This is a genomic window from Microbacterium ureisolvens, from assembly GCF_019511645.1.
Classification (GTDB): Bacteria; Actinomycetota; Actinomycetes; order Actinomycetales; family Microbacteriaceae; genus Microbacterium; species Microbacterium ureisolvens_A.
The window spans coordinates 38799-63935 of sequence record NZ_JAEUAX010000001.1 but is presented as its reverse complement, the minus strand read 5'-3'; the positions used below and the strand labels follow the sequence as shown (position 1 = coordinate 63935).

The window sequence follows — 25137 nt, the reverse complement described above, 5'->3', positions numbered from 1 at the left end:
TCCTCGCGTCAGAGGTCCGCGAGCAGCGGTGCCAGCGCCTCGAACGCCCGGGAGCGATGGGAAGCCGCATTCTTCTCGTATGCCGTCCACTCGCCGACCGTCCGCTCGGCCCCCTGCTCCTGCCCGTCGGGGATGAAGATCGGGTCGTAGCCGAAGCCGCCCTCGCCCGCCGGCGCGGCGGCGAGGCGCCCGGGCCAGACGCCCTCGACGACGCCCTCGCGCGAGGCGTCACCGGGTACCACGAGTGCGATGGTCGAGACGAACTGCGCCGTGCGATGCGGGTCGCGGATGTCGGAGAGCTGGTCGAGGAGCAGATCCAGGTTGGCCGCGGCATCCTTCGCGTGGCCGGCCCAGTACGCGGAGAACACGCCCGGGGCACCGCCCAGCACATCCACGCAGATGCCGGAGTCGTCGGCGAGCGCCGGCAGGCCGGTGTGCTCGGCCGCCGCACGCGCCTTGATGAGCGCGTTCTCGGCGAACGTGACGCCGTCCTCGACCGGCTCGGGGCCGTCGTAGGCCACCACCATCAGGTCTGGGCGCGTGGCGGCCACGATCGCCTGGAACTCCTCCACCTTGTGGCGGTTGTGGGTGGCGAGCACGATCCGCGGCAGCGCGTGCGCGGTCGCGGCCGACTCGGCGGCCGCTTCAGCGACGACGTCCGCCATCTCGTCGGGGTGCGCGCTCACGCGGTGGCCTCTCCGGCGAGCGCGGCGGTCTGGATGTCGCGAAGCTCTGCGCAGCCGTTGACGCCGAGCTCGAGCAGGGCGTCGAGCTCGCGCTTGTCGAACGGCGCGCCCTCCGCGGTGCCCTGCACCTCGACGAAAAGCCCGCGACCGGTGACGACCACGTTCATGTCGGTCTCTGCGCGGACGTCCTCGACGTAGGCGAGATCCAGCATCGGCTCGCCGTCGATGATCCCCACCGACACCGCCGACACGGAGTCGAAGAGCACCTGCGCCTTCTGCCCGATGAACTTCTTGCCCCGCCCCCACTCGATCGCGTCCGCGAGCGCGACGTACGCGCCGGTGATGGCCGCCGTGCGCGTGCCGCCGTCGGCCTGGAGCACGTCGCAGTCGATCACGATGGTGTTCTCGCCGAGCGCCTTGGTATCGACGACGGCGCGCAGCGCACGGCCGATGAGGCGCGAGATCTCGTGTGTGCGGCCGCCGACCTTGCCCTTCACGCTCTCGCGGTCGTTGCGGTCGTTCGTCGCGCGCGGCAGCATCGCGTACTCGGCCGTGATCCACCCTTTGCCCTTGCCGGTGAGCCAGCGCGGCACGCCGTTCGTGAACGACGCCGTGCACAGCACCTTGGTGTTCCCGAACGAGATGAGCGCCGAGCCCTCGGCCTGCTTCGACCAGCCTCGCTCGATCGTGATGGGACGCAGCTGGTCGACGGAGCGGCCGTCGGCACGGGTGATGTCGGTCATTTCTCTCCTCTTACGGTGCGCATGTCCCGATTCCGGTCATCGGCGACCGCCGGAACGACCGGAGTCGGGACATGCTGCGCGGTATATGGGACACGGATGCCTCAGCCGGGGCGCCGGACGGTGCTCGAGGCGTGGGGCAGGTCGATGGCGCCGGTCTGCACGAGGCGCACCGAGGTGACCTCGCGGCCCATGAGGCGGTGCGCGAGGCGGAGGAACTCGTCGGCGGACGCGCCGGTGGCCTCGTAGACGTGGCGAGGCTCGGCCTCGGGACTTGCCAGCAGGTCGCGGGAGACCAGCTCGCGGTAGACGTCCTTGGCGGTCTCGGTGTCGCTCGACACGAGGCTGACGTCCGGCCCCATGACGTAGCTGATCGCACCCTCGAGGAACGGATAGTGGGTGCATCCGAGCACCAGTGTGTCGACCTCGGCCGCGCGCAGCGGCGCGAGGTACTCCTCGGCGACCGCGAGCACCTCCGGCGAGCCGGTGACGCCGGCCTCGACGAACTCGACGAAGCGCGGGCAGGCCTGGGCGAAGACGGTCAGACGCTCGTTGACCCCGAGCATGTCCTGGTACGCCCCGGAGCTGATGGTGCCCGCCGTGCCGATCACGCCGACGCGGCCGTTGCGGGTCGTCGACATCGCGGTTCGCACCGCGGGGTTGATGACTTCGACCACGGGCACGTCGTAGCGCTCGCGCGCGTCGCGCAGCATCGCGGAGGACGCCGTGTTGCACGCGATGACGAGCATCTTCACGCCCTGCGCGACGAGGTCGTCGAGAACCTCGAGGGAATAGCGGCGGACATCGGCGATCGGCTTCGGTCCGTACGGCGAGCGCGCGGTGTCGCCGATGTAGAGGATCGACTCCCGTGGCAGCAGCGCCGATACGGCCCGAGCGACGGTCAGCCCGCCGACCCCGGAGTCGAAGATTCCGATCGGCGCGTCGCTCACGAGAATCCACCCTACGCCAGCAGGTCAGTAGGCTGACCCGCATGACCGATGGGCAAGCTGCGTGCCGGACCGCCTCGACTGCCCTCCTCACCGACCGCTATGAACTCACCATGGTCGACGCGGCACTCCGCGACGGCACGGCACACCGCCGGTGCGTGTTCGAGCTGTTCGGCCGACGTCTTCCCGGCGCCAGACGGTTCGGCGTCGTCGCGGGCACGGGCCGGCTGCTCTCGCTCATCCGCGACTTCCGCTTCGACGATGCGGAGCTGCGCTTCCTGCGTGACGAGAACGTGGTGGATGCCGCGACCCTCGACTTCCTCGAGGGTTACCGGTTCACCGGCTCCGTGACGGGCTACCGCGAAGGCGAACTGTACTTCCCCGGCTCCCCCATCCTCACGATCGAAGGGACGTTCGCCGAGGCCGTCGTGCTGGAGACCCTCGCGCTGAGCGTGCTGAACCACGACTCCGCGGTCGCCACCGCGGCCGCCCGCATGAGCATCGCCGCCGGAGATCGCCCGCTGGCCGAGATGGGCTCGCGGCGGGCCGGCGAGGCGTCCGCGGTTGCGGCGGCCCGCGCCGCCTACATCACCGGGTTCACCGCCACCTCGAACCTGGAGGCCGGCCGGCGTTGGGGCATCCCGACGATGGGCACCGCCGCGCACGCGTGGACGCTGCTGCACGATACCGAGGAGGACGCGTTCCGCGCGCAGATCGAGGCCCTCGGCGTCGGGACGACACTGCTCGTGGACACCTACGACATCCGTCAGGGTGTGGAGACGGCGATCCGTGTCGCGGGAACCGGACTCGGCGGAGTCCGCATCGACTCGGGAGACCTGCCGACGGTGGCGGCGGAGGTGCGCGCCCAACTCGACGAGCTGGGAGCCACGGGAACGCGCATCACCGTGACGAGCGACCTCGACGAGTACGCGATCGCCGCACTCGCCGCATCCCCCGTCGACTCGTACGGCGTGGGCACTTCGGTCGTCACGGGATCGGGCACACCGACCGCCGGCATGGTCTACAAGCTCGTCGCCCGCCAGGATTCGGACGGCGGCTGGGTCGGCGTGGCGAAGGCGTCGACCGACAAGGCGTCGAAGGGCGGCCGCAAGGCGGCGTTCCGCACGCTGGATGCCGGCACCGCGACGAGCGAGCTCATCGTCGTGTCTGACGGCTTCGAGGCACTGGAGACCGCCTCGGCGCACCCCGACTCCCGGGCCCTGCACGTGCCGCTGGTCATCCACGGCGAACCCGATGCCGCGCACGAAGGCCCGGCCGGCGTCGAAGCCGCGCGCGCTCATCACGCCCGTGTCCGCGAGGAGCTTCCGGTGCGCGCACTCGCGCTCAGCCGCTCCGACCCGGCGATCCCGACCGTTTACGCCGACGCCGAATGATCAGCCCTGGAGCGACTCGTAGATCTCTTTGCAGGTCGGGCACACCGGGAACTTCTCCGGGTCGCGACCCGGGGTCCACTTCTTGCCGCACAGCGCACGCACCGGCTTGCCCGTGATGGCGGACTCGAGGATCTTGTCCTTCTTCACGTAGTGAGAGAAGCGCTCGTGGTCACCCGGCTCGATGTTCTCTTCTTTGAGGAGCTCTTCGAGCTCGCGATCGAGGGTCGCGATTCCGCCCTGGTCGGGGCTGTCCAGCGGGGTGCTCATGGTCTGCCAGTGTAGTCGGGGCGGGCAGCGATGGGGTCGCCCGCGGAGAGTCAGGTGGACTCGGCGAACTCCATCAGACGCCCGCCGCGACGCTCGAACGCGATGGAGCCGATGCCGACGCCCACGACGAGAACGCCGAGTCCGATCGCAAGGCCTGCCCACAGCGCCGTGTTCGCCGCATCCGCGTCTCCCCGCAGGGCGAGCCACCCGCACCACAGCACCGGCGCCGACACCACGAGCGCGCCCGCCATGACGCTGCCCTGCGCGATCGCGCCGCTGGCGCTGGTGCGCTGGGGCTGCTGGAACGGGCTTTCACCCGGCCGCGAGACGGCGTAGGGCGCGACCACCGACGAGATGCTCGAGAGCCCCAGGCCCGACAGGAACAGCGCGGCGCACACTCCGGTGAGCGCCGGCAGCACCGCCCAGCGGCCGTGCAGCATGGTCGCCACGGGGATCGCGAGGGCGAGCAGCGGGACGCCGACCAGCAGCACGGGCACGAGTCGGCCGAGCCGGTCCGAGACGCCGCGCACGCCGCTGGCGATGTGCATCCAGACGGCCGTGGAGTCGTAGGCGAGGTCGTCGTGCGGCAGCCAGCCGAGGAAGAGGGCCGCGAACGGCACGGGCACGAGGGCCACGAGTTCGGGCGGGACGCCCGCAATCAGGAGGGGCACCACCGTGATCACGGCCGCGAACGGGATCACGAGGCCGTTCACCACGTAGCGACGGTCGCCGAACCAGTAGACGAGACTGCGCGCTGCGATCGCGCCTCCGGGGGTGCCGGGCGCCACGCCGAACCAGCCGAGCCCACCCCGTTCGCGCCCGGTGCCCGGGCGCTCGGTCGTGGTGAGCAGTCGCCTGACCGCCCACAGCCAGAGGATTCCCAGCACCACGACGGTGCCCACCGCGATCAGCGCCGAGAGCAGCGCGTCGCCGCCCGTGACCACCATGCCGGGCAGCGCCCACGCGGCGCCGAAGGGTGTGAGGGCGAGCCAGTCCACAGCCGCGAGCAGCTGCGGCGGGACGCTCCCCTCCCACTCGAGCGAGGCCAGGAAGACGCCGACCGGCACCACGACCACGAGCACCACGAGCACGAACACGCCCGAGAGTTCGCGCGAGCGCCTGTCGCGCAGGAACAGCGAGGCCAATGCCATGCACACCCGCGCCAGCAGGACGCACGTGAGCACCCCGAGCAGGACGCTCGCGACCCCCACGATCACCGGCACGCCGTGCGCTGCCCACACGATGGCGGAGCAGACCGCGATGGCGAGCAGCACGAGGATCGGGACGCTCACGAAGCCGGCGGCGGTGAGCACGAGGGCGAGGCTTCGCCGCGGGAGGCCGAACAGGGCGAAGCGCCGGGGGTCCAGCGGGTCTTCCACGGAGCCGAACAGCGGCGCGAGAGCGAAGCCGAGCGTCACGGCGGAGCCGCCGAGCACGGTGACGGCGAGAGCCTCCTCGGTGGAGGCGTCCTGCAGCGTCAGCAGGGCCCAGCAGGCCGCCACCGTCGCGGCGACGAGGATCACCAGCCCGGTGGCCACGCGCGCGACATGGCCGGCGTCACCGCGGAACGTTCCGAACAGCAGCGCGAGCCTCAGTCGGAGAATGTGTGCAGCCACTCGAGGCCCTCCACATCGCTGAGTCCCCCGGCCAGTTCGACGAAGCGCTGCTCGAGCGTCAGCTCACCGCGCACCTCGTCGACGGTGCCCTCTGCGAGCACCTGGCCCGCCACGATGACCGCGACGCGCGTGCAGACGCGCTCGACGAGATCCATGCCGTGGCTGGAGAGGATCACCGTGCCGCCGTGGGCGACGTAGGTGGAGAGGATGTCGAGGATGATCGCGCTCGAGACCGGATCCACGGCTTCGAACGGCTCGTCGAGCACGAGAAGCCGCGGCGAGTGGATGAGCGCCCCCGCCAGCATGACCTTCTTGAGCATGCCCGCCGAGTAGTCCGAGACGCTGCGGCCCAGTGCGTCCTCGAGGTCGAACGCGCGCGCAAGGTCGGCGGTGCGGCTCTCGACGACGGCGGGCGGGAGCTTCCGCAGCACGCCGTAGTAGTAGAGGAGCTGGCGGCCGGTGAGGCGGTCGAACGTGCGCAGACGATCGGGCAGCACTCCCATCAGCTTCTTGGCGGCGAGCGGCTCGGCCGCGGCATCCACCCCTCCGACATGGATGGTGCCGCGATCGGGTTCGAGCAGTCCGGCGATCATCGAGAGCGTGGTCGTCTTGCCGGCGCCGTTCGGGCCGACGAGGCCGTAGAACGTGCCTGCCGGAATCGTGAGATCGATGCCGTCGACGGCGTGGGTGCTGCCGAACCGTTTGGTGACGCCACGCAGCACGAGTGCGTTCCCGGATGCTGCGACCGCTGAGGGTGCCGCGTCGAGGGATACGGCGGCGGCCAGAGCCTGAGGGTCTAGGGCGGCCACGGGCTCGGGGGCAGTGGCAGGTATGGGCGCCGCTGCTGCGGGCGCAGCGGACTGCTCGGCGGGCGCAGCGGAAGGCTCGACCACGGGCGTGGGCTCCACCACCCCCGCGGGCTCGGCCACGGGCGCGGACTCGACCACGGGCTCAGCATCGACCACCGGCGCGGTTTCGGCAAGAGTCGCGTGCTCGACGCCGGTCTCGGGGACCGCGGGCGGTTCGGCTTGGACGGCGGACTCGGGCTCGACCGCAACGTCTTCGACCGGCTCTGCCGAGTCTGCGATCGGAGGCTCTGTCACAGCATCCGTCGGCACAGCATCCTGAGCGCCGGGCAGCGGCGGGCGCGGCGGCACGACGATGCCCCGGGCGGCGGTTGCGGCGAGCTCCAGATCGCTCGGCAGGGGCGGCGGAGGTCCCGGATCCGGGGCGGGTGCCGGCTTCGGCGCCGCCTTGGAGGCGGTCGACGTGCGCTTCTTGCGCGGCGGGCGGCGGGGCTTCTCGGGGACCGGTGAGACCGTGTCTGCGAGGCGTACGGCGCGCGCGCTGGAGTGACGGTCCGGCTCTTCCGGATCGATGTCATTCGGCACCGGGAGGGAGGCTGTCACTTAACAAACGTATCAAGCGCGCCCGCCGGCGACGCAGTCGGTATCGCCGCGTCGCGGCATCCACGTCATGTCACAACTCTGCAACGGGAGCCGCACATCATGCGTCTTCCCAGGCCTCATCGCTACCATGGTCGAGGCACGAAGGGGTGTCGCGCCGGTGAACCGGCAGTGAATCACGCACTTCAGGAGCAGATTTTGACCCTTCAGACCGTCATCCTCGCAGCCGGAATGGGCTCGCGCCTCGGCCGCAGCCTGCCCAAGCCCCTCACCGAGCTCAGCGACGGCCGCAGCATCATGCAGCAGCAGCACGACAACATCCGTGCCGCTTTCGGCCGTGAAGCCAAGATCACCACCGTCGTCGGCTACCGCGCCGAGACCATCGTCGAGGCGTTCCCCGACGTCGACTACGTCTACAACGACCGCTACGACCAGACGAACACGTCGAAGAGCCTGCTTCGCGCCCTGGCGAAGACGGGCAAGGGCGGCGTCCTGTGGATGAACGGCGACGTCGTCTTCGACCCGCGGGTGCTCGGCCGCGCGATCGCGCTCATCGAGCGCGACCGGTCGTTCGTCACCGTCAACACCTCCAAGGTGAGCGATGAAGAGGTCAAGTACACGGTGACCTCGGAGGGCTTCATCGACGAGCTCTCGAAGACCGTCAAGGGCGGCATCGGCGAGGCCGTGGGCATCAACTACATCTCGAGCCGCGACAAGAAGGCGTTCATGCGCCACCTGACCCGCGTCGACGACCAGGACTACTTCGAGCGCGGCCTCGAGCTCGCGATCGCCGAGGACGGCGTGCTGCTCGAGCCGCTCGACATCTCGGACCTGTACGCCGTCGAGGTGGACTTCGCCGAGGACCTCGAGCGCGCCAACCTCTTCGTCTGACCGATCGCGCCCGGGTCTGTCAACCCCGAGCCCCCGCTCAGACACGGGCGCATAGACTCGGCGCGATGGCCGACAAGGTTCACCAGATCCATTCCCTGCCGGGCGACTCGCCGTGGCAGGGCGGGCTGCCGCCGGCAGGCTCCGACGAGCATCCCTTCACGATCCGCGCGCTGGATCGCGTCCTCGCGATCCAGCGGCCGGTCGTGCTCGCCCACCTGCGCAGCATTCGCCTCCGCCATCCGGATGCCTCCCCCACCGACATCGTGCGCATCCTCGAGCGTCGGTACCTGGCGGCCGTGACCACCGGTGGCGCCGCGGTCGGCGCGACCGCCGTCGTTCCGGGGATCGGGACGGGCGTGACCCTCGCGCTCAGCGGTGTCGAGACCGTGGCCTTCCTCGAAGCGACCACGCTCTTCGCGCAGTCGGTCGCCGAGGTGCACGGCATCCCGGTGGCCGATCCGGACCGGGCGCGCGCCCTGGTGCTGACGCTCATGCTCGGCAAGGAGGGGGTCGACCTCGTGGCCCAGCTCGCCGGCCAGGCAGCCGGGCGCGGTCCGACCCGTTCCACGTACTGGGGCGAGCTCATCACGAAGTCGCTGCCCCGCGCGGCCGTCGGACCCCTCGTGGATCGGCTCAAGACGACCTTCATCCGCCAGTTCGCCGCGCGCGGCGGGGCATCCTGGATCGGCAAGGCGCTGCCGTTCGGCATCGGCGCCGCGATCGGCGGCGCAGGCAACAACATCCTGGGGCGCCGCGTGCTCACCGGCTCTCGGCGTGCCTTCGGCGCGCCTCCGCTCACGCTGCCGCCCGAGCTCGAGCCCCGCCCGGACGCCGAGCGGATGGAGCGACTTGCCGGACGCGGCATCCGTCGTGCCGGTGAAGTCGTCGTCGGCGGCGTGACCCGGGGTGTCTCCGGTGCGCGGCGAATCACCGCGCGTGTGATCCGGCGCACGCCGGACGCCATCGAGAGTCCGACCGAGGAGAACGACCTCTCATGATGCGGTCCCGCCGGCGCGCGGCGGGGACGACAATGGCCTCATGGGTCTGTTCAGCAAGCTTCCCGAAGAGCCCGCCGAGTGGGCGGGGCTCCCCTCCGAGCCGGCGCGCGCCGAGACGCAGGCGGAGCGATTGACGGATGCCGCAGCCGTCGACCCCGGCGGGCTCGGCCTGGGCGACCTCTCCGTCGGAGGCGGAGGCGGGGTCGAATCCATCGTGATCCCGGTCGCGCCGATCGTCGAGGTCACGCGGTCGCAGGACTCGGGCGAGGACCGGTAGAGCGCACGACCCGGCCCACGAGCGCACGGCAAGCGCTTGCAGTCGATCTCGACACGCACCGCACCGCGGGCATACGCTCACGGGTATGGACAGCACGTTGGCGTGCCTTGCGGCGTGGATGCCGCGGCAGCGGTGGTACGCCGCAAAGGGGCGCCCACCCAGCCTGCGCCTCGTCTCGTGGTGGGACCTGACCCTCGGATCCGGCGACCTCGAGGACGTGGACGCGGGTGCGCGCATCCGCACGTTCCTCGTTGCGGACGAAGGCGCGCTGCCCGCCGTGCTCTACCAGATCCCGGTCGTCGAGCGCGCCACCGAGACGGTGGACGCCGACCCCGACCACGTCATCGGCAGTCCCGTGCCGGGGACGACGTTCATCGACGGCCCATTCGATCCCGCCTACGCACGAGCGCTGCTGCGCTTGATCTCGCTCGGCGGGACCGCGGACGGCCCGCAGACGACAGCGATCGGACGGCCTGCGTCGTCCGGAGGTGTTCCCGAACACGCCACGTCGCGGGTGATCAGCGGAGAGCAGTCGAATACGTCTCTCATCTTCGAGGGCGACGGAGCCCCCGTGATCTGCAAGGTCTATCGCCAGCTTCACGCGGGCCTCAACCCCGACATCGAGCTGCAGGAGGCGCTCGCCGGAACCGGATCACCGCATGTGCCGCGCCCGGTCGGGTCGATCGAAGGCACCTGGCCCGACCTCGCCACCGCCCACGGCACCGTGCACGGGTCGCTCGCGTGCGCGCAGGAGTTCCTGCCGGGCGTCGAGGATGCGTGGCGCGTCGCTCTGCGGGCGGCGGCCAGGGGTGACGACTTCCGCGATGCGGCGCGCGCTCTGGGCACAGCGACGGCGGAGGTTCATCTCGCGCTGGCCGAGTGCTTCCCGACCCGCACGGCGACCACGGCGGGTCGTGAAGCGACGGCCGCCACCTGGGAGCGGCGGTTCGCGATCGCGATGGCGGAGGTTCCCGACATCGCCGATCAACGGGATGCCGCGGCCGAGGTGTACCGCCGCGCCCTCGACGTGCCGTGGCCGCCGCTGCAGCGGATCCACGGCGACTTCCATCTCGGGCAGGTGCTGCACTCCCCCGATCGAGGCTGGATCATGGTCGATTTCGAGGGCGAGCCGCTGCGCCCGATGGCGGAGCGCACGCAGCCCGATCTCGCGCTCCGGGACGTTGCCGGCATGCTCCGCTCGTTCGACTACGTCGCGGGGTCCCTTCGCCTCGACGATCCCGACCGCTCCGTCGATGCGGTGCGCTCCTGGGCGCGCGACGCCCGCCGAGCGTTCGTGGACGGATACGCGGCGTCGGCAGGCGGGCTCGACCCCCGGCATCCGCTGCTCGCAGCCCTCGAACTCGACAAGGCGGTGTACGAGGCGATCTACGAGGCCCGCAATCGGCCGACGTGGGTGGCGATCCCGCTGCGCGCGATCGCCCGGCTCGTCGAGCGTCCTGCTCCGGTGGCCTGACCGGGGCCCCGCCGCTCGACGCGCCCCGAGCTCAGCCCTCGTCGTCGAGTTCCGCCTCGTCTTCGGGCTCCTCGTCCTCGGTGTCGGCGACCGACCGGGTGTACCAGGTGTCCCAGTCGTCCATCAGGCGCTGGATCGCCCCCTGGAATCGCGCCGTCGCCGCACCCGGAGCGGTGTCGCCGAAGTAGTGCGCGACCCACTCCTCGAGCCGCGCGACCGCCTCGGGATCTCCCAGCACGCGCTCGGTGTGGGCGACGATGTCGGGGGCGTCGGCCGCGGCGAGCCACTCGCACGCCGAGAGGTACCCGTGAGTGTCGATCGCGGCCGCCGGGTCGGCCGGGCGTGTGATCATGAGAGGCTTGTCGGCTGCGAGCCGGTCGTAGACCATCGCCGAGATGTCGACGATGGCGACGTCGGCGGCGGCGAGCTGCCAGCCCAGCTCGGGACCGTCGTCGAAGACGTGCTGGGCTGCAGGGTCTGACGCGTTCGCCGCGGCGAGGGCCGAGATGATGCGCTTGTTCGCGGCGCCGTACTCGTGGTTCACGACCCCCGAGCGGGGATGCGGGCGGTAGATCACTCGATGTCGCCCGGTGGACAGCAGCGCGTCGACGAGTGCTTCTCCGTGTGTGGCGATCGAGCCGTAGTGCGCCGACGGGCGGTCGCCCTCCCACGTGGGCGCGTAGAGCACCACGGTGCGATCATCGGGCGTGTACGGAAGGGTGCCCGAGTAGTGGTCGGCCTGCGGGCGCCCGATCTGGATCGTGCGGCGCTCGATGTCGTAGTCCCATAGGACCCGTGAGAGCCGCTCTCGCGCGGCATCGCCCGCGATCAGCGCGTAGTCGTACGCCTTGTACTGGTTGGTGGTCATGTACATCTTGTCGGACTCGCCGTGATTGATGAACACGTGCCAGCGGCGGCCGTACCGGAACATCTGGAAGTTGCGCGTGTTCTGGTTCACGTACAGCACGACGCGGATGTCCTGTTTGGCGATGAAGCGCTCGAGATCGCGCACGGTGGGTACGAACGCGACCGGCAGCGCCCCGTCGGCCAGCAGCGCCTCGGCGCCCGTGGCGGCCCGGCTCAGCACCACGACGGGCCAGGTCTTCGCGAGGTCGGCGAGCGGCTTGTACCACTGCCGCATCTGGTACATGTTGACCGCGCCGTCGGCGAAGTAGACGGCCACGCGGTACTGGAACGGCGGGTGCGGCGGGCGGGCCGCGAGCGTGCGCCGCACATCGATCACGGCGGAGCGATTGCGTACCGCCTTGCGGACGAGCGCGACCGCTTTCTTTCCATCCGAGACCAGACCCACGCACCCAGCCTACCCAGGGCTCTCGTGACATGATCGACGCGTGCATGTCGAGCAACACGGGCGCAAGGACGCTCCAGTCCCTCCCCCCGGCTCCGGCGTGAGCTTCGTGATGCCGGTGCTCAACGAGCGCGCGTACCTCGGCCGTGCGGTGGAGACCGTGCTCGCACAGGACGTTTCCGGCCCGACCGAGCTGATCCTCGCGCTGGGCCCCTCGACGGACGGCACGAACGCGCTGGCCGCCGAGCTGGCCGCCGGCGACGACCGCATCGTGCTGGTCGAGAACCCGGGCGCGGACATCCCCATCGGCCTCAATCTGGCGATCCGGGCCGCGCGTCACCCCACGGTCGTGCGCGTCGACGCGCACTCCGAACTCGATCCGACGTACGCCCGACGCGCTCTCGAGACCCTCGACCGCGTGCACGCGGCGAACGTGGGCGGCGTGATGCGCGCCGACGGCCGCACCCCCTTCCAGCGCGCGGTCGCGCGCGCCTACAATTCCCCCATCGGTCTCGGCGGCGGCGCGTATCACGGCGGCACGCAGGAGGGCGAGGCCGAGTCCGCCTACCTCGGCGTCATGCGCCGCGCGGTGCTCGAAGAAGTCGGGCTGTTCGACGAGAGCATCCGCCGCGGCGAGGATTGGGAGCTGAATCTGCGCATCCGGCGCGCCGGGTACCGCGTCTGGTTCGACCCCGCGCTCGCCGTCACGTACTGGCCGCGTGAGAGCTGGACGCGCCTCGTGCGTCAGTTCGCCGCGACAGGGCGGTGGCGGGGCGAGCTCGTCCGCCGGTTCGGGCGCGGCAACTCGCTGCGCTTCTTCGCTCCTCCGGCGCTCGTGCTGACGATCCTCCTCGGCATCGTCATCGGCGTGCTGCAGCTCACCGGCGTGCTGCAGGGATGGTGGTCGGTGGCGGCATCCGTCGTCTACCTCCCCGTGCTCGCGTACGCGCTCCTCATCGTCGGCGTCGCGATCGGACCGGGCGGCGGGCATGGCTGGCGCGACAAGCTGTGGACCGCGGCGGTTCTGCCGTCCATGCACCTCGCGTGGGGATGGGGATTCCTCCTCGGGGTGATCGGCGGCGCCCACGACACCGTCGACACCTCGCGCCTCGGCAGCCGCAACACTCCTCTGCCGTGACCCGGGGGCGGCGATCCGGACGTCAGGCTTCGATGAAGCCCTGGTCCAGGATGCGCGACACGACCCGCTCGGCGGCGCGCCCGTCGTCGCGGGCGTTGAACTTGTCGCGCCACCGGGCGTAACGGCCCGCGTACTTCGCCGAGTCGTCGGCGGCGAGCGCGGCCACCAGCTCGTCCTGCGTCCGCACCATGGGCCCCGGCGCGTGTGCCGCGAGGTCGAAGTAGAACCCGCGCAGTTCGCCGCGGTAATGCTCCATGTCGGGTACGAGGAAGTACATCGGCTTGCCGGTCACCGAGTAGTCGAACATCACCGAGGAGTAGTCGGTGATGAGCGCATCGGCGACCAGCAGCAGCTGCGACGTGTCGGGGAAGCCGGTGACGTCGATGACGCGGGGGCCTTCGGCGTCGCGGCCGGGCAGCAGCGTGCGCGAGTGTCCGCGCACGAGCACGACGGCATCGGTGGCCGCGGCGAGGGAGACCGGATCGATGAAGTCCACGATCTGGTCACGGTCATCGCGCCACGTGGGCGCGTACAGCAGCACACGCTCGCCGGGACGGATCCCGAGGGCCGCGCGCGTCGCCGCGCCGTCGCCCGTCGTCAGCACGTCGTTGCGCGGGTACCCCTCGACCCAGATCGGGCGTGTGAGGAACGCGTACGCCTTGCCGAGGATGCGCGCGGCGTAGGGATTCTGCGCCAGCAGGATGTTCCACCGCAGCGACTCGCGCACGACCGCGGCGGTGCGGCGCGGGTCGAATCCGGGCCGGTGCAGGGCGAGACGCTTGAGGGGCGTGCCGTGCCAGGTCTGCAGCACGACCTGGCCCTTGCGGCGAGAGAACCGGCGGCGCAGCCAGTCGTTGACCACGAGCAGTCGCACCGCGCCGCGCGCGCGCCACCACTCGGGGCTGCCCTCGACGACCGGGATCGCGCCCTCGGGAACGGCGACCGACAGGTCGACCACGCTCCAGTAGCGGGTCACACGCGGTGCGCGGCGCGCAAGCTCCCGATCGATCGCGAGCGGGTTGCAGCTGGCGTTGCGGCCGTAGAAGCTCTCGAAGAAGACGGCGTTCTCGAACCCGCTGGCGGGTCGGGTGGCGTACCGGCGCTCGAGGGCGTCCTGCCCTTCGCCCGAGTCGTACGCGGGGTCGATCGGGGGCCCGACGCGCAGCGTCCACCCCTCCAGGCTCGCCCTGAGGGTTCCGAGCTGCGTGAGCGGGATCGACTCGGGGGGACGGATGCCTCGACCCGCGGCATCGGTGATGCGCACCTCGTACGACCCCGCGGGCAGCGGCAGCTCGGGGCCGCCCCAGCGCGCGGCGCGCAGCGGCAGCGTCGCGGTCCACGTCTTTCCGCGGCCGGTGAGTCGTGCGGTGACGCGGGCGCGGGGGCCGACGATCTCGACGGAGTCGGGCCGTTCCCCTTCGCCCGAGAGCACGAGAGCGGGGCTCGCCTCCGTGAAGCGCGCGTCGGTCATCCGGTTCCTTCCCTCGGGCCGGCGTGGACGGTTCCGGCCAGAATCGCACGGTACACCCTCTCGGCGTTGCGTCCGTCCCGGAACGCATGGACACGCGCGTCGAGCGCGATCGCGCGGTCCACGCGACGCGCGCGCTCGCCCTCGGACCCGAGCACCGCGTCCAGCTGGGTCGCCGCCTGGGTCCAGTCGACCGCCCAGTCGTCGCCTGCGACATCGGCATACGTGCCGTAGAAGCCGCGCCGGCCCGCGTACTCCTCGACGTCGGGCGCGAGGAACAGCGTGGGCAGCGGCACGAGCGCGGCGTCGAACGCCAGCGACGAGTAGTCCGTGACCAGGGCGTCGAGCCCGGGCAGCAGCGGCGTCACATCCGCGACGAGGTCGCTGCCGAGCGAGTGCACCCGATCGGTGGGGAACGGCGGGGCGTAGTCACCGGCCCCGAGGGGGTGCGAGCGGACGAGCAGCGTCGCGTCATGGCGCCGCAGCACCTCGACGATCCGAGACCACTCCTGCGCCGTCGGCACGGCGGGGTCGACCGCCCCGTCACGCCACGTCGGCGCGTAGAGCACGAAGCGGCTCGACGCCTGCGCCCGCGGCACCGCGCGCCCGATGGCGGCACGGGCATGCACCCGGCGATCCGCGGCGGTGCCGCGGGAGAGCACGTCGACACGCGGCTCGCCTGTCACCGGCACGCTCGCGTCGGGCAGCGCGAAGGCGGATTCGAGGCGACCGCGCACGAGGTGAGAGGCGGCCGGCAGCACACGGATCCGGCGGGCGGCGCCGCGGTACATCGCGCCCAGGAGCGTCCTGACGGCGCCGGCCGCGGGAGTGGCCGCGACGACGCCGGGAACCCTCAGCGTCTCGGGCGAGTCGATCCCGATCCGCTTGAGCGGGATTCCGTGCCACAGCTGCACGACGAAAGCGCCCGACACGGCGTAGCGGTTGACATCGCCGAACCCGTGCGTCACGACCACCACGCGAGCCCGCGCGGTGCGCCACAGCCCCCTCAGGGAGCGCTTCGGAACGGCACGGATCCCCCGGGCCGCGGCATCCGTCGCCTCCCGTTGGGACGCCACCAGCCACACCGGGCTGCGTCCGTCGGCGGCCGCCACCTCCCAGAGGGCCAGAGCGCCGTCGCCGATGCCGACCGCGCAGCCGATCACCCACTCGTCGCGCGAGCGCGGCACCAGGAGGGTGAGGAGGCGTCCGGCGGCGTAGAGCGGGATCGTCGCAAGCTTTCGGGCGTTCCCCGCGCCGAACGAGAAGGACGCCATCCCGCGAGCCTAGCCGCTGACCTGCGCCGCAGGCCTGCTGACTCGCGAAATGGCGTCCCTCGGCGCCGGGGACTACTGGAGCGACCCCAGCGTGACCTCGACCGTCTGCGTCTTGCCGTCGCGCACGTACGTGACCTCCGCGTCGCTGCCGGCCGCGGCGGCGCGCACCTGCGCCGTGAGGTCGGTCGCGTCGGTGACGGGCACGCCGTTGAAGGCTGTGACGATGTCGCCCTCCTTGAGGCCCGCGGCGGCCGCCGCACCGCCGTCGGTGACACCGGCGATGTAGGCGCCCGTGATGGTGGACCCGTCGACGGATGCCGCAGCCTGGACGTTCGCGCCGAGCAGACCGTGGGTCGCCTCGCCGTTCTCGATGAGCTCGCCGGTGATGCGCTTGACGATGTCGGACGGGATCGAGAAGCCGACGCCGATCGAACCCGAGCCGTCGGACGACGATCCGCCCGCGGTCGCGATCGCCACGTTGATGCCGATCAGCTTGCCGTCGGAGTCGACGAGCGCACCGCCGGAGTTGCCGGGGTTGATGGCCGCGTCGGTCTGGATCACCGAGATAGAGATGCTCTCGGTGGCGGTCGACTGCTGCTCGCCCTGGCCGAAGTCGAAGCGGAACGGGCCCTCCTGGCTGTTCTGATCCTGCTGGTCCTGTTCCTCGCCGTCTCCGCCCTCCGGAGCCGCCGACGACGCGATCGAGATCGACCGGTTGAGCGCGCTCACGATGCCTTCCGTCACGGAGTTCGCCAGGCCCAGCGGTGCGCCGACCGCGACCGTCGTGTCACCCACATTGAGCTTGCTCGAGTCGGCGATCTCGATCGGGGTGAGGTCCTCGGCATCCTTCAGCTTGATGACGGCGAGGTCGTAGGTCGGGTCGGTGCCGACGACCTCGGCATCGTAGACGCGGCCGTCGGAGGTGGTCACGCGGATGGCCGCATCGCCCGTCGCGCCGTCGAGGGTCACGACGTGGGTGTTGGTGACGACGTAGCCGTCCTCGGTGAGGACGACGCCCGAACCGGTGCCGGCGCCCGACGAGCCGGTGGCCTCGATCGTGACGACGCTCGGCACGACCTTGGCCGCGATCGCGGTGGTCTGATTGACCGAGTCGGTGTCATTGACGGTGACCGTGTTCGGGCCGGCGGCGGGGGAAGCGCTGACCGGGGCAAACCAGGTGACGCCGGCGTAAGCGCCGCCGAGGCCGGCGGCACCGCCGACGATGGCGGCGGCGACGACGAGGCCGACGACCTTGCCTGCGCCGGACGGCTTCTTGGGCGCCTTCGTCGCGGTGGGTGCCGCGCCGGTCGAACCTGCGATGGGCAGCGTCGGCTGGGCGTCAGGCGTCACGCCGAACGCGGCGCCCGGGGCGCCGGGTCCGGCCTGGCCCGCGTAGGAGTGGGGATAGGGCGTGGGCTGACCGGCGTAACCCTGCGGACGGGCGTAGGCGTGCGCCCCTGCCGGGTAGCCGGCGGGCGGCACGGGCTGGGTCGGCGGCGTCGGCGGGACGTGTGCCGCGGGCTGCGCGGCCGGGGCCACCGGCGGAACCGGGGGCGCCGCGGCAGCGGGCTGCGCGGGCTCGACGGGCTGCGCAGGCTGGACGTTCTCAACGGCCTCCGGCGCCGCTGCGGGGACCGGGTTCTCGGGTTGCGCGGGCGTCTGCGCGGCGGCATCCGCGGCCGACTGCGAGGGGACGGCGGGGGTCTGGTCTTCCGGGCGGTCGCCCTGGATGTCGCTCATGGTTGCTCCTTCTGCCAAGCACTCACCACTGTGCCCACCGATGCTGTGCGTTTCTTATGTCGCGAATGGGACTCGCCTATGCAACGGGGATGAGCCCGCCCGGTATTACGGTGAAGCGATGCGACAGATCCCCGGAGCATGGCGCCGCACGGCCGCGGGCGCCGGACTCGTCGGTTCCGACGGGTCGATCCACCCCACCATCTTCGCCGAGATGTCGGCCCTCGCGGCGAGAACCGGCGCGATCAACCTCGGGCAGGGCTTCCCCGATGAGGACGGCCCCGCGGAGGTGCTGGAAGCCGCGCGCACAGCCATCGCGAACGGCGTGAATCAGTACCCGCCGGGCCGCGGCATCCCTGATCTCCTCGCCGCGGTCGCCGAGCACCAGCAGCGGTTCTACGGCCTGCACCTCGATCCCGCGCGCCAGGTGCTGGTGACCGCCGGCGCGACCGAAGCCCTCGCCGCGGCGCTCCTCGCGCTGCTCGACGATCCCGACGACGAAGTGCTCGTCTTCGAGCCGTACTACGACTCGTATGCCGCGGTCGTCGCCCTCGCCGGCGCACGGCTCGTGACGGTGCCGCTGCGGTGGCCGGACTTCCAGCCCGACCTCGAGGAGCTGCGAGCCGCCGTGAGCGACCGCACCCGCGTCATCCTCGTGAACGACCCGCACAACCCGACGGGTGCCGTCTTCGGCGCCGAGGTCCGCGACGAGATCGTGCGTCTGGCCGACCGCCACGATGCGGTGATCGTGACCGACGAGGTGTACGAGCATCTCGTCTTCGACGAGCCGCACGTGCCGATCGCCACGCTGCCGGGCGCCGGGGAGCGCACGCTCACGATCTCGTCGGGCGGGAAGACGTTCTCGACGACGGGCTGGAAGATCGGCTGGATCTCGGGTCCGGCGCCGCTGATAGACGCGGTGCTCGCAGTCAAGCAGTTCCTCACCTACGTCAACGGCAGCCCGTTCCAGCCCGCGATGGCGACCGGTCTGCGTCTCGGCGACGACTTCTTCCGCGGCATCGCGGGCGCGCTCCGCGCGAAGCGCGACCTGCTCGGCGCGGGCCTGCGCGCGGCCGGCTTCGACGTCTCGACGCCGGCCGGCTCGTACTTCACCGTCGTCGACGCGGCACCGTTGGGGGCGACGGATGCCGCGGCCTTCTGCCGTGCTCTCCCCGAGCGGGCGGGAGTCGTCGCCATCCCCCTCACGGCCTTCGCCACATCCGAGCGGCGTGCGGACTACGGCACGCTCGTGCGGTTCGCGGCGTGCAAGCGCGTCGAGGTCCTCGAGGACGCGGCATCCCGTCTGACCCGCCTCCGGTGAGTCTGCGGATCAGCGCGGCCCGACGCCGAAGCGCCGGAGCCTCAGCGCCGGGTTGACGCGGCGCACGCGCTCGATGGCGCCCACGTCGAGGTGGGCGATCGCGACGTCGGTCGACGTGCCGACGGCGGCGAGCTCGACGCCCTGCGGGTCGACGATGAGCGAGTTCCCCACTCCCAAGGGCGGAGGATGATCGGCCGCCGCCACGAACACCGTGTTCTCGATCGCGCGGGCGTGCAGCAGAGTGCGCCAGTGGTGTTCTTTGAGCGGACCGCGCACCCACTCCGCCGGCACGAGGAAGACGTCGGCGCCGGCGTCGACGAGCAGCCGCCCGACCTCGGGGAACCGCAGGTCGTAGCAGGTCATCAGGCCGAACCGCAGGCCGCCGAGCTCGAACGTCTGGGGCTCCCCCGCTTCGCCGGGCTCGACCCAGTCGGACTCCCGCTGCCCGAAGGCGTCGTAAAGGTGCAGCTTCCGGTAGTGCGCGACGAGGCCGGTGCCGTCGACGGCGACCGCGGTGTTGCGCACGTGCTCGCCATCGCTGGCGCGCTCCAGCAACCCGGCGGCGATCGTGACCTCCAGCTGCGCCGCGAGCCGCGTCAGCGCCTCGACGAACGGCCCGTCCAGCTCCTGGGCGTTCTCGGCGAGCGACTCGTCGAACGGGTCGACGAAATAGCTCGAGTACTCCGGGAACACCACCACGCGCGCCCCGCGGACGGATGCCGTGCGCACGAGCTGCTCGATGGCTTCGAGGTTCACCGCGGTGTCGGCCGTCGGCGCGAACTGGGCCACGGCGATGGGAAGGGTATCGGTCATCGTCGCCCTCCGTTCGTCCGGTGGCGCGCGCGGAGGATCGCGGGCACGACCAGCCACAGCACGCACAGGAGCAGGCCGAGCGGGATGAGGGCCCACCAGAACGCGGAGCCGCCGAGCACGACGTCGAACACGAATGCCACGACGCCGACGAGGAGGACGGCGACGGTCCCCAGCGCGGCGACGAGCGCGATGTGGCCGGATCGGACGACCTCGGCCTTCGCACGCTGCTGGAAGAGAGCCCGGTGCATCGCCACGGGCGCGAGGGCGACGATCGAGCTGAGCGCCGAGAGGACCACGAGCCCCAGGTAGAACGCCCTCTGGCCGTCATTGAGCTCCCCGAAGGCGGGCTGGAAGGCAAGCGCGAGCAGGAAGCCGGTCAGGATCTGGGTGCCGGTCTGCAGGACGCGCACCTCCTGCAGCACCTCGTTCCAATTGCGGTCGGCGCGCTCCTCCGGCGTCTCGTCCCGACCATCGACACGGTCGTCTCGCGGGTCGGTGTCGCGCTCGGTGGGCATGCGTTCATCCTTGCCCGCGGCGACCGATCCAGGCAAGCGGACCGGCCCGTGGTCACGACCACTCAAAAGCCGTGCTAGGCTTACTTCTTGTGCCGCGGGGTGGAGCAGCTCGGTAGCTCGCTGGGCTCATAACCCAGAGGTCGCAGGTTCAAATCCTGTCCCCGCAACAGAAAACGAAGGAAGGGCGTCCCATCAAGGGGCGCCCTTCCTTCGTTCATGCACCGCCTTCGGCGCCGTGCCACCGGGCACACCGCCCCTGGCCGCGGCTCAGTCCTCCGGGTCCATCGCGCCGCAGAGGTCGTCCAAGAAGCGCGCGATCACACCGAGCTCCGTCTCGTCGTACTCCATGGCGACGGACCTCATGGCACGCAGGCGGTCACCGAAGACACGGAAGAACACATTCCGCGCTCCCTCCGTGAGCACCACGACGCGCCCCCGCCTGTCGCTGGGATGGGGCCGCCTCTCGACGTGACCGGATTCGACGAGCCGGTCGAGCAGCTTCGTGGTCGACGCGGTGGAGATGCGCAGGTGATGGGCGATGTCGCGCGGACTGACCGAGCGGCCCTGTCGCTCTCGGATGATGAGCAGCCGCAGCGCCGCGACGTCCGAGGCGTTCATGTCCATGTCGTCCTTCATGCCGCTGTGCATGCGCTCCATGGCGTCGCTGACGGCACGGATGGACGTGAGCACGCGCATCACCGCGTGTTCATGATCCGTCTGCGGCAGCCAGCGTTCCGACATCGTGGACGTTCCTTCCGACCCGTTGTAGCATCGCACGGAAAGCATTGCTAGTTTAGCTAGCAATCTGAGAGGAATGATCGGATGCCCGACACCGACCACGTGGTTCTGCTCGACGACGACGGCCGCGCCATCGGCACCGCGCCGAAATCCAGCGTGCACGGCCCCGACACCGCCCTGCATCTCGCCTTCTCCTGCCACGTGCTCAACAGCGAGGGTCAGGTGCTGATCACCCGCCGGGCGCTCACCAAGCGCACGTGGCCGGGCGTCTGGACCAACTCGTTCTGCGGGCACCCTCGCCCCGCCGAGCCCGTGCTCTCGGCGGTCCGTCGCCATGCGGATTTCGAGCTCGGACTCACGCTCAGCGACATCCGTGTCGCGCTCCCCCTGTTCCGCTACCGCGCCATCGACGCGAACGGCATCGTCGAGCACGAAGTGTGCCCGGTGTACACCGCCTACACGGACCAGGAACCTGTGCTCAACCCGCTCGAGGCCATCGACGCACGGTGGGTCGAACCCGAGGCGCTCGCCATCTCCCTCGAGGCGACGCCGTGGGCGTTCAGCCCGTGGCTCGTGCTCCAGGCCCAGCAGCTGCACCTGTTCGAGACGCCCGCGCGAGAGAGACGCGCGTCATGATCCCCGCCGCGGCCGATCCCGACCTCCGGATCGCGATCGACGGCGCACTGGCGCGCATCCGCGAGCGGGCGTCCGAGCTGGGACCGGCGTTCGGTGCGCTGGGGGACGCGATCACCCGCGCGGCGCAGGGCGGCAAGCGCCTGCGTCCGGCGCTGGTCACCGCCTCCTTCGATGCGTTCCGCACCGGCGACGCCAATGCGTCGGCCGTCCTGTCCGTCGCGGCCGCCTTCGAGTTGCTCCACACGGCGTTCGTCGTCCACGACGACGTCATCGACCACGACACGATGCGCCGCGGGGTGCCGAACATCGGCGGGGAGTTCCGCCGGCGCGCTCAGGACGACGGCGCCGACAACGACGGCGCTGCGCTGGTCGGCGACGCCGCGGCCATCCTCGCAGGGGACATCCTGCTCCACGAGGCATTCCGACTGGTCGCCATGGCCCACACCGACGACGCCACTCGGGATCGACTCCTGACTCTGCTCGACGACGCCGTCCTCATCTCCGCGGCAGGTGAACTCGCCGACGTGGAGAACAGCGTCGCGGCGCGGCATCCGTCCCGCATCTCCACACTCGACACCGCGTTCAACAAGACCGCGGTGTACACATTCCGCGCACCGCTGCAGGCGGGCGCGCTGCTCGGCGGCGCCGACGTCGACGCCCTGCGGGTGCTCGGCGATGCGGGCGGACGCCTCGGGCTCGCGTTCCAGCTCGTCGACGACCTCATCGGCGCATTCGGGACCACGGCGCAGACGGGCCGCGACACCGGTCCCGACCTCCGCGAGAACAAGCGCACGCCGCTGGTCGCACTGGCCCGCGAGTCCGGCGCCGCCCCCCGCGTGGACGAGGCGCTCGCCCTCGCACGCACCGGTCCCGTCGCCGTGCGCGAGGCGCAGCTCGTGCTGGAGCAGACCGGCGCCCGGGAACGCATGGTCCACCTGGTCGACGAGACGCTGGCAGCGGTACGGGAGGCCTCGCACGACCCGGCGCTCCCCCACCGTGCCGGGGCGCTCCTGCGCACGCTCTCCGACGGCATCGAAGGACGCATCCCATGAGCACCGTGCGCGCGGCGTCCACGACGGGCCTCGCCCTGTACAACCAGGCTGCGGCGGATGCGGCGGCCACGGTCATCGCGCGGTACTCGACGTCGTTCGGACTCGCCTGCCGGCTGCTCGGCCCTCGCCCGCGGCCGCACGTGCGCAACGTCTACGCCCTGGTGCGCATCGCGGACGAGATCGTGGACGGCCCCGCGGAGGAGGCCGGGCTGTCGCCGGAGATCGCGGGCGAGATCCTCGACCAGCTCGAGGGCGAGACCCTGTCGGCGATCGAGCGCGGCTTCAGCTCCAACCTGGTGGTGCACGCGTTCGCCGGCACGGCGCGCGGGTGCGGCATCGGGCCGGAGCTCGTGCGCCCGTTCTTCGCGTCCATGCGCACCGACCTCGGCACCCTCCGCCACGACGCCGCCTCGCACGACGCGTACGTCTACGGCTCGGCCGAGGTCGTCGGCCTGATGTGCCTGCAGGTGTTCGTCAACGCGGGGACGCAGCATCCGGTCACCCCGCCTCCTGAGCTCGTCGACGGAGCTCGACGTCTCGGAGCGGCGTTCCAGGACGTCAACTTCCTGCGCGACCTCCGCCACGATGAGACCGTGCTCGGACGCGACTACCTCGGGCTATCGACAGCCGACGGAGAGCGCGCCGCGGTACTGGACCGCATCGACAGCGATCTCGCGATCGCGGCGAGGGCGATCCCCGCGCTGCCTGCCGACTGCAGGCGAGCGGTGACCGCTGCGCACGACCTCTTCGCGGAACTGGCAGTGCGCCTGCGCGCCTGCGACGGTGGCGAGGACCGGGTGCGCGTGCCCGACGCCGTGAAGGCGCGCCTCGCGGCGCGCGCCCTGCTCGGTTTCGCCCCGCGGGAGGTGCGCGCATGAGCCTCGTCGACGGACCGCGTCGCGCGGTGGTCATCGGCGGCGGCGTCGGCGGGCTCGCCGCAGCAGCGCTGCTGGCGACCGAGGGCTGGGACACGACGCTCTTCGAAGCGCGCGACGAACTCGGCGGGCGCGCCGGGTCGTGGGAGCGCGACGGCTTCCGCTTCGACACCGGCCCCAGCTGGTATCTCATGCCCGAGGTGTTCGAGCACTTCTTCCGGCTGCTCGGAACGACCGCGCAGCGCGAGCTCGACCTGGTGCCGCTGGACCCGGCGTACCGCGTGTACTCCGATCCCTCGACCGGCCTCGCGCCGCTCGACGTGCGTTCCGGGCGCGCCGAGGCCGCCGCGCTGTTCGAGAGCGTCGAGCCGGGGGCGGGCGCACGGCTCGACGAGTACCTCGATTCGGCTGCCGACGCCTACGACCTCGCGGTGTCGCGCTTCCTCTACGACACGTACGAGACGACGGCGGGTCTCAGGGATCCCGCTCTTCTGAAGCGGATGCCGCGTCTCGCCCCTCTCCTGACCCGCAGCCTCGCCCGCCACGTCGAGCGCCGGTTCACCGACCCCCGGCTCCGGCAGATCCTCGAGTACCCGGCGGTGTTCCTGGGAGGATCGCCGTACGGTGTGCCGAGCCTGTACCACCTCATGAGCCACCTCGACCTGGGCGATCGGGTGCTCTATCCGCGCGGCGGGTTCACCGAGCTGGTGCGGGCGATCGAGCGGCTGGCCGAGGCATCCGGAGTCGCGATCGAGACCGGGGCGCGAGTCACCGCGATCACGACCAGCGCGGGCGTCGCCACCGGCGTCGAGCTCGAGGGCGGGCATCGGGTGCCGGCAGACCTCGTGGTGTCGGGGGCAGACCTCCACCACACCGAGACCCGGCTGCTTCCGCGCGCCGAGCAGACGTACCCCGAGCAGTGGTGGAACTCGCGCACGCCCAGCCCGGGCGCGCTGCTGGTGATGCTCGGCGTCGAGGGACGGCTGCCGCAGCTCGCCCACCACACGCTGCTGTTCGCCCGTGAGTGGCGCGCGAACTTCGCCGACATCTTCGGCGCCCACCCGCGCATCCCCGACCCCGCCTCGCTCTACGTCTGCCGCCCCAGCGCCACGGATCCGAGCGTCGCACCGCGGGAGCACGAGAATCTCTTCGTGCTCGTCCCCGTGCCCGCAGATCCCCGGCTGGGGCACGGCGGCATCGACGGCGACGGCGACCCGGCGATCGAGACCGCGGCCGACCGGGTCATCGCTCAGATCGCCCGGTGGTGCGGCATCCCGGATCTGGCGGATCGAGTCGTGGTGCGCCGCACCGTCGCCCCCGGGGACTTCGCGGACGACCTCGGCGCATGGCGCGGGAACGCGCTCGGCCTCGCCCACACCCTCGGGCAGAGCGCGCTGTTCCGCCCGCGGAACACTTCGCGCAAAGTCGAGGGCCTGTCGTACGTCGGGGCGTCCACGCTGCCCGGCATCGGGCTGCCGATGTGCCTCATCTCGGCGGAGCTCGTCGTCAAGCGGCTGCGCGGGGACCGCTCCCCCGGTCCGCTGGCCGAGCCCGCGAGGGTGTGA

General features: G+C 71.4%; 24 protein-coding genes and 1 tRNA gene. 12 read left to right on the top strand and 13 right to left on the bottom strand.

Going from position 1 to position 25137, the window contains the following annotated elements; genetic code table 11:
• Window positions 1–8: 8 nt before the first annotated feature.
• From rdgB to murI, 3 genes are all read right to left on the bottom strand, one after another.
• Window positions 9–665 (bottom strand): RdgB/HAM1 family non-canonical purine NTP pyrophosphatase, encoded by a 657-nt coding sequence (rdgB, locus tag JNB61_RS00290; RefSeq protein WP_220338810.1) that lies wholly within the window; start codon window positions 663–665, stop codon window positions 9–11.
• A gap of 17 nt (window positions 666–682) precedes the next feature.
• Complete coding sequence (gene rph, locus JNB61_RS00285) at window positions 683–1429, bottom strand: ribonuclease PH (RefSeq protein WP_220287163.1); 747 nt, start codon at window positions 1427–1429, stop codon at window positions 683–685.
• Window positions 1430–1530: 101 nt separating this feature from the next.
• Window positions 1531–2376 (bottom strand): glutamate racemase, encoded by an 846-nt coding sequence (murI, locus tag JNB61_RS00280; RefSeq protein ID WP_159843456.1) that lies wholly within the window; start codon window positions 2374–2376, stop codon window positions 1531–1533.
• 41 nt (window positions 2377–2417) lie between these two features.
• Between murI and JNB61_RS00275 the strand changes: the two genes are divergently transcribed.
• Entirely contained in the window at window positions 2418–3767 is a 1350-nt protein-coding gene (locus JNB61_RS00275; RefSeq protein ID WP_220338432.1) for a nicotinate phosphoribosyltransferase, read from the top strand.
• Here the strand turns inward: JNB61_RS00275 and JNB61_RS00270 are convergent, their stop codons facing one another.
• From JNB61_RS00270 to JNB61_RS00260, 3 genes are read right to left on the bottom strand one after another with little or no spacing between them, the layout of a single operon-like run.
• Window positions 3768–4034 carry a DUF3039 domain-containing protein gene (locus JNB61_RS00270; RefSeq protein ID WP_045296870.1) on the bottom strand — a complete coding sequence of 89 codons (267 nt, stop codon included), beginning with the start codon at window positions 4032–4034 and terminating at the stop codon, window positions 3768–3770.
• A gap of 50 nt (window positions 4035–4084) precedes the next feature.
• The gene (locus JNB61_RS00265; RefSeq protein WP_220338431.1) at window positions 4085–5650 is read right to left on the bottom strand and encodes a hypothetical protein; all 1566 of its coding nucleotides are present in this window, start codon (window positions 5648–5650) and stop codon (window positions 4085–4087) included.
• Entirely contained in the window at window positions 5626–7059 is a 1434-nt protein-coding gene (locus tag JNB61_RS00260) for an ABC transporter ATP-binding protein (protein WP_308291169.1), read from the bottom strand. Before JNB61_RS00260 ends, JNB61_RS00265 begins: the two co-directional genes overlap by 25 nt.
• 195 nt (window positions 7060–7254) lie before the next feature.
• Here JNB61_RS00260 and JNB61_RS00255 point away from each other — a divergent pair, with 195 nt between their 5' ends.
• From JNB61_RS00255 to JNB61_RS00240, 4 genes are all read left to right on the top strand, one after another.
• Window positions 7255–7947, top strand: a complete 693-nt coding sequence (locus JNB61_RS00255; protein WP_220287157.1) for a phosphocholine cytidylyltransferase family protein — start codon at window positions 7255–7257, stop codon at window positions 7945–7947.
• A gap of 65 nt (window positions 7948–8012) precedes the next feature.
• Entirely contained in the window at window positions 8013–8945 is a 933-nt protein-coding gene (locus JNB61_RS00250) for a hypothetical protein (protein WP_220338430.1), read from the top strand.
• 40 nt (window positions 8946–8985) lie between these two features.
• Window positions 8986–9222, top strand: a complete 237-nt coding sequence (locus JNB61_RS00245; RefSeq protein WP_220338429.1) for a hypothetical protein — start codon at window positions 8986–8988, stop codon at window positions 9220–9222.
• Between the two features lie 85 nt (window positions 9223–9307).
• Complete coding sequence (locus JNB61_RS00240; protein ID WP_220338428.1) at window positions 9308–10696, top strand: phosphotransferase; 1389 nt, start codon at window positions 9308–9310, stop codon at window positions 10694–10696.
• Window positions 10697–10727: 31 nt separating this feature from the next.
• Here the strand turns inward: JNB61_RS00240 and JNB61_RS00235 are convergent, their stop codons facing one another.
• Window positions 10728–12008: a CDP-glycerol glycerophosphotransferase family protein gene (locus tag JNB61_RS00235; RefSeq protein ID WP_220287151.1), complete on the bottom strand. Its 1281-nt coding sequence runs from the start codon at window positions 12006–12008 to the stop codon at window positions 10728–10730.
• A 97-nt stretch (window positions 12009–12105) separates the two neighbouring features.
• Here JNB61_RS00235 and JNB61_RS00230 point away from each other — a divergent pair, with 97 nt between their 5' ends.
• Complete coding sequence (locus tag JNB61_RS00230; RefSeq protein ID WP_308289035.1) at window positions 12106–13143, top strand: glycosyltransferase family 2 protein; 1038 nt, start codon at window positions 12106–12108, stop codon at window positions 13141–13143.
• A gap of 22 nt (window positions 13144–13165) precedes the next feature.
• On the opposite strand, the gene JNB61_RS00225 is transcribed toward JNB61_RS00230, so the two are convergent.
• From JNB61_RS00225 to JNB61_RS00215, 3 genes are all read right to left on the bottom strand, one after another.
• Complete coding sequence (locus tag JNB61_RS00225) at window positions 13166–14614, bottom strand: CDP-glycerol glycerophosphotransferase family protein (RefSeq protein WP_220287149.1); 1449 nt, start codon at window positions 14612–14614, stop codon at window positions 13166–13168.
• Complete coding sequence (locus JNB61_RS00220) at window positions 14611–15885, bottom strand: CDP-glycerol glycerophosphotransferase family protein (RefSeq protein ID WP_220338427.1); 1275 nt, start codon at window positions 15883–15885, stop codon at window positions 14611–14613. The genes JNB61_RS00225 and JNB61_RS00220 overlap by 4 nt, the downstream gene beginning before the upstream one ends.
• A gap of 72 nt (window positions 15886–15957) precedes the next feature.
• Complete coding sequence (locus JNB61_RS00215; protein ID WP_220338426.1) at window positions 15958–17625, bottom strand: S1C family serine protease; 1668 nt, start codon at window positions 17623–17625, stop codon at window positions 15958–15960.
• 118 nt (window positions 17626–17743) lie between these two features.
• Between JNB61_RS00215 and JNB61_RS00210 the strand changes: the two genes are divergently transcribed.
• Window positions 17744–18943 (top strand): aminotransferase class I/II-fold pyridoxal phosphate-dependent enzyme, encoded by a 1200-nt coding sequence (locus JNB61_RS00210; protein ID WP_220338425.1) that lies wholly within the window; start codon window positions 17744–17746, stop codon window positions 18941–18943.
• 9 nt (window positions 18944–18952) lie between these two features.
• Here JNB61_RS00210 and JNB61_RS00205 read toward each other — a convergent pair whose 3' ends face one another.
• Both JNB61_RS00205 and JNB61_RS00200 read right to left on the bottom strand, forming a co-directional pair.
• On the bottom strand, window positions 18953–19756 hold the full coding sequence (locus JNB61_RS00205) for a carbon-nitrogen hydrolase family protein (RefSeq protein WP_220338424.1): 804 nt from the start codon (window positions 19754–19756) through the stop codon (window positions 18953–18955).
• Window positions 19753–20271, bottom strand: a complete 519-nt coding sequence (locus JNB61_RS00200) for a DUF6328 family protein (RefSeq protein ID WP_159843438.1) — start codon at window positions 20269–20271, stop codon at window positions 19753–19755. Before JNB61_RS00200 ends, JNB61_RS00205 begins: the two co-directional genes overlap by 4 nt.
• A gap of 93 nt (window positions 20272–20364) precedes the next feature.
• Between JNB61_RS00200 and JNB61_RS00195 the strand changes: the two genes are divergently transcribed.
• Window positions 20365–20438: transfer RNA gene (locus tag JNB61_RS00195), tRNA-Met, on the top strand.
• Window positions 20439–20538: 100 nt separating this feature from the next.
• Here JNB61_RS00195 and JNB61_RS00190 read toward each other — a convergent pair.
• A complete protein-coding gene (locus tag JNB61_RS00190) occupies window positions 20539–21012 on the bottom strand; it encodes a MarR family winged helix-turn-helix transcriptional regulator (RefSeq protein WP_220338423.1) in 474 nt (157 codons plus the stop codon).
• A gap of 81 nt (window positions 21013–21093) precedes the next feature.
• Here JNB61_RS00190 and idi point away from each other — a divergent pair, with 81 nt between their 5' ends.
• From idi to crtI, 4 genes are read left to right on the top strand one after another with little or no spacing between them, the layout of a single operon-like run.
• A complete protein-coding gene (idi, locus tag JNB61_RS00185; RefSeq protein WP_159843436.1) occupies window positions 21094–21645 on the top strand; it encodes an isopentenyl-diphosphate Delta-isomerase in 552 nt (183 codons plus the stop codon).
• Window positions 21642–22697: a polyprenyl synthetase family protein gene (locus JNB61_RS00180; protein WP_220338422.1), complete on the top strand. Its 1056-nt coding sequence runs from the start codon at window positions 21642–21644 to the stop codon at window positions 22695–22697. Before idi ends, JNB61_RS00180 begins: the two co-directional genes overlap by 4 nt.
• Window positions 22694–23575 carry a phytoene/squalene synthase family protein gene (locus tag JNB61_RS00175; RefSeq protein ID WP_220338421.1) on the top strand — a complete coding sequence of 294 codons (882 nt, stop codon included), beginning with the start codon at window positions 22694–22696 and terminating at the stop codon, window positions 23573–23575. Before JNB61_RS00180 ends, JNB61_RS00175 begins: the two co-directional genes overlap by 4 nt.
• Entirely contained in the window at window positions 23572–25137 is a 1566-nt protein-coding gene (gene crtI / locus JNB61_RS00170; protein WP_220338420.1) for a phytoene desaturase family protein, read from the top strand. Before JNB61_RS00175 ends, crtI begins: the two co-directional genes overlap by 4 nt.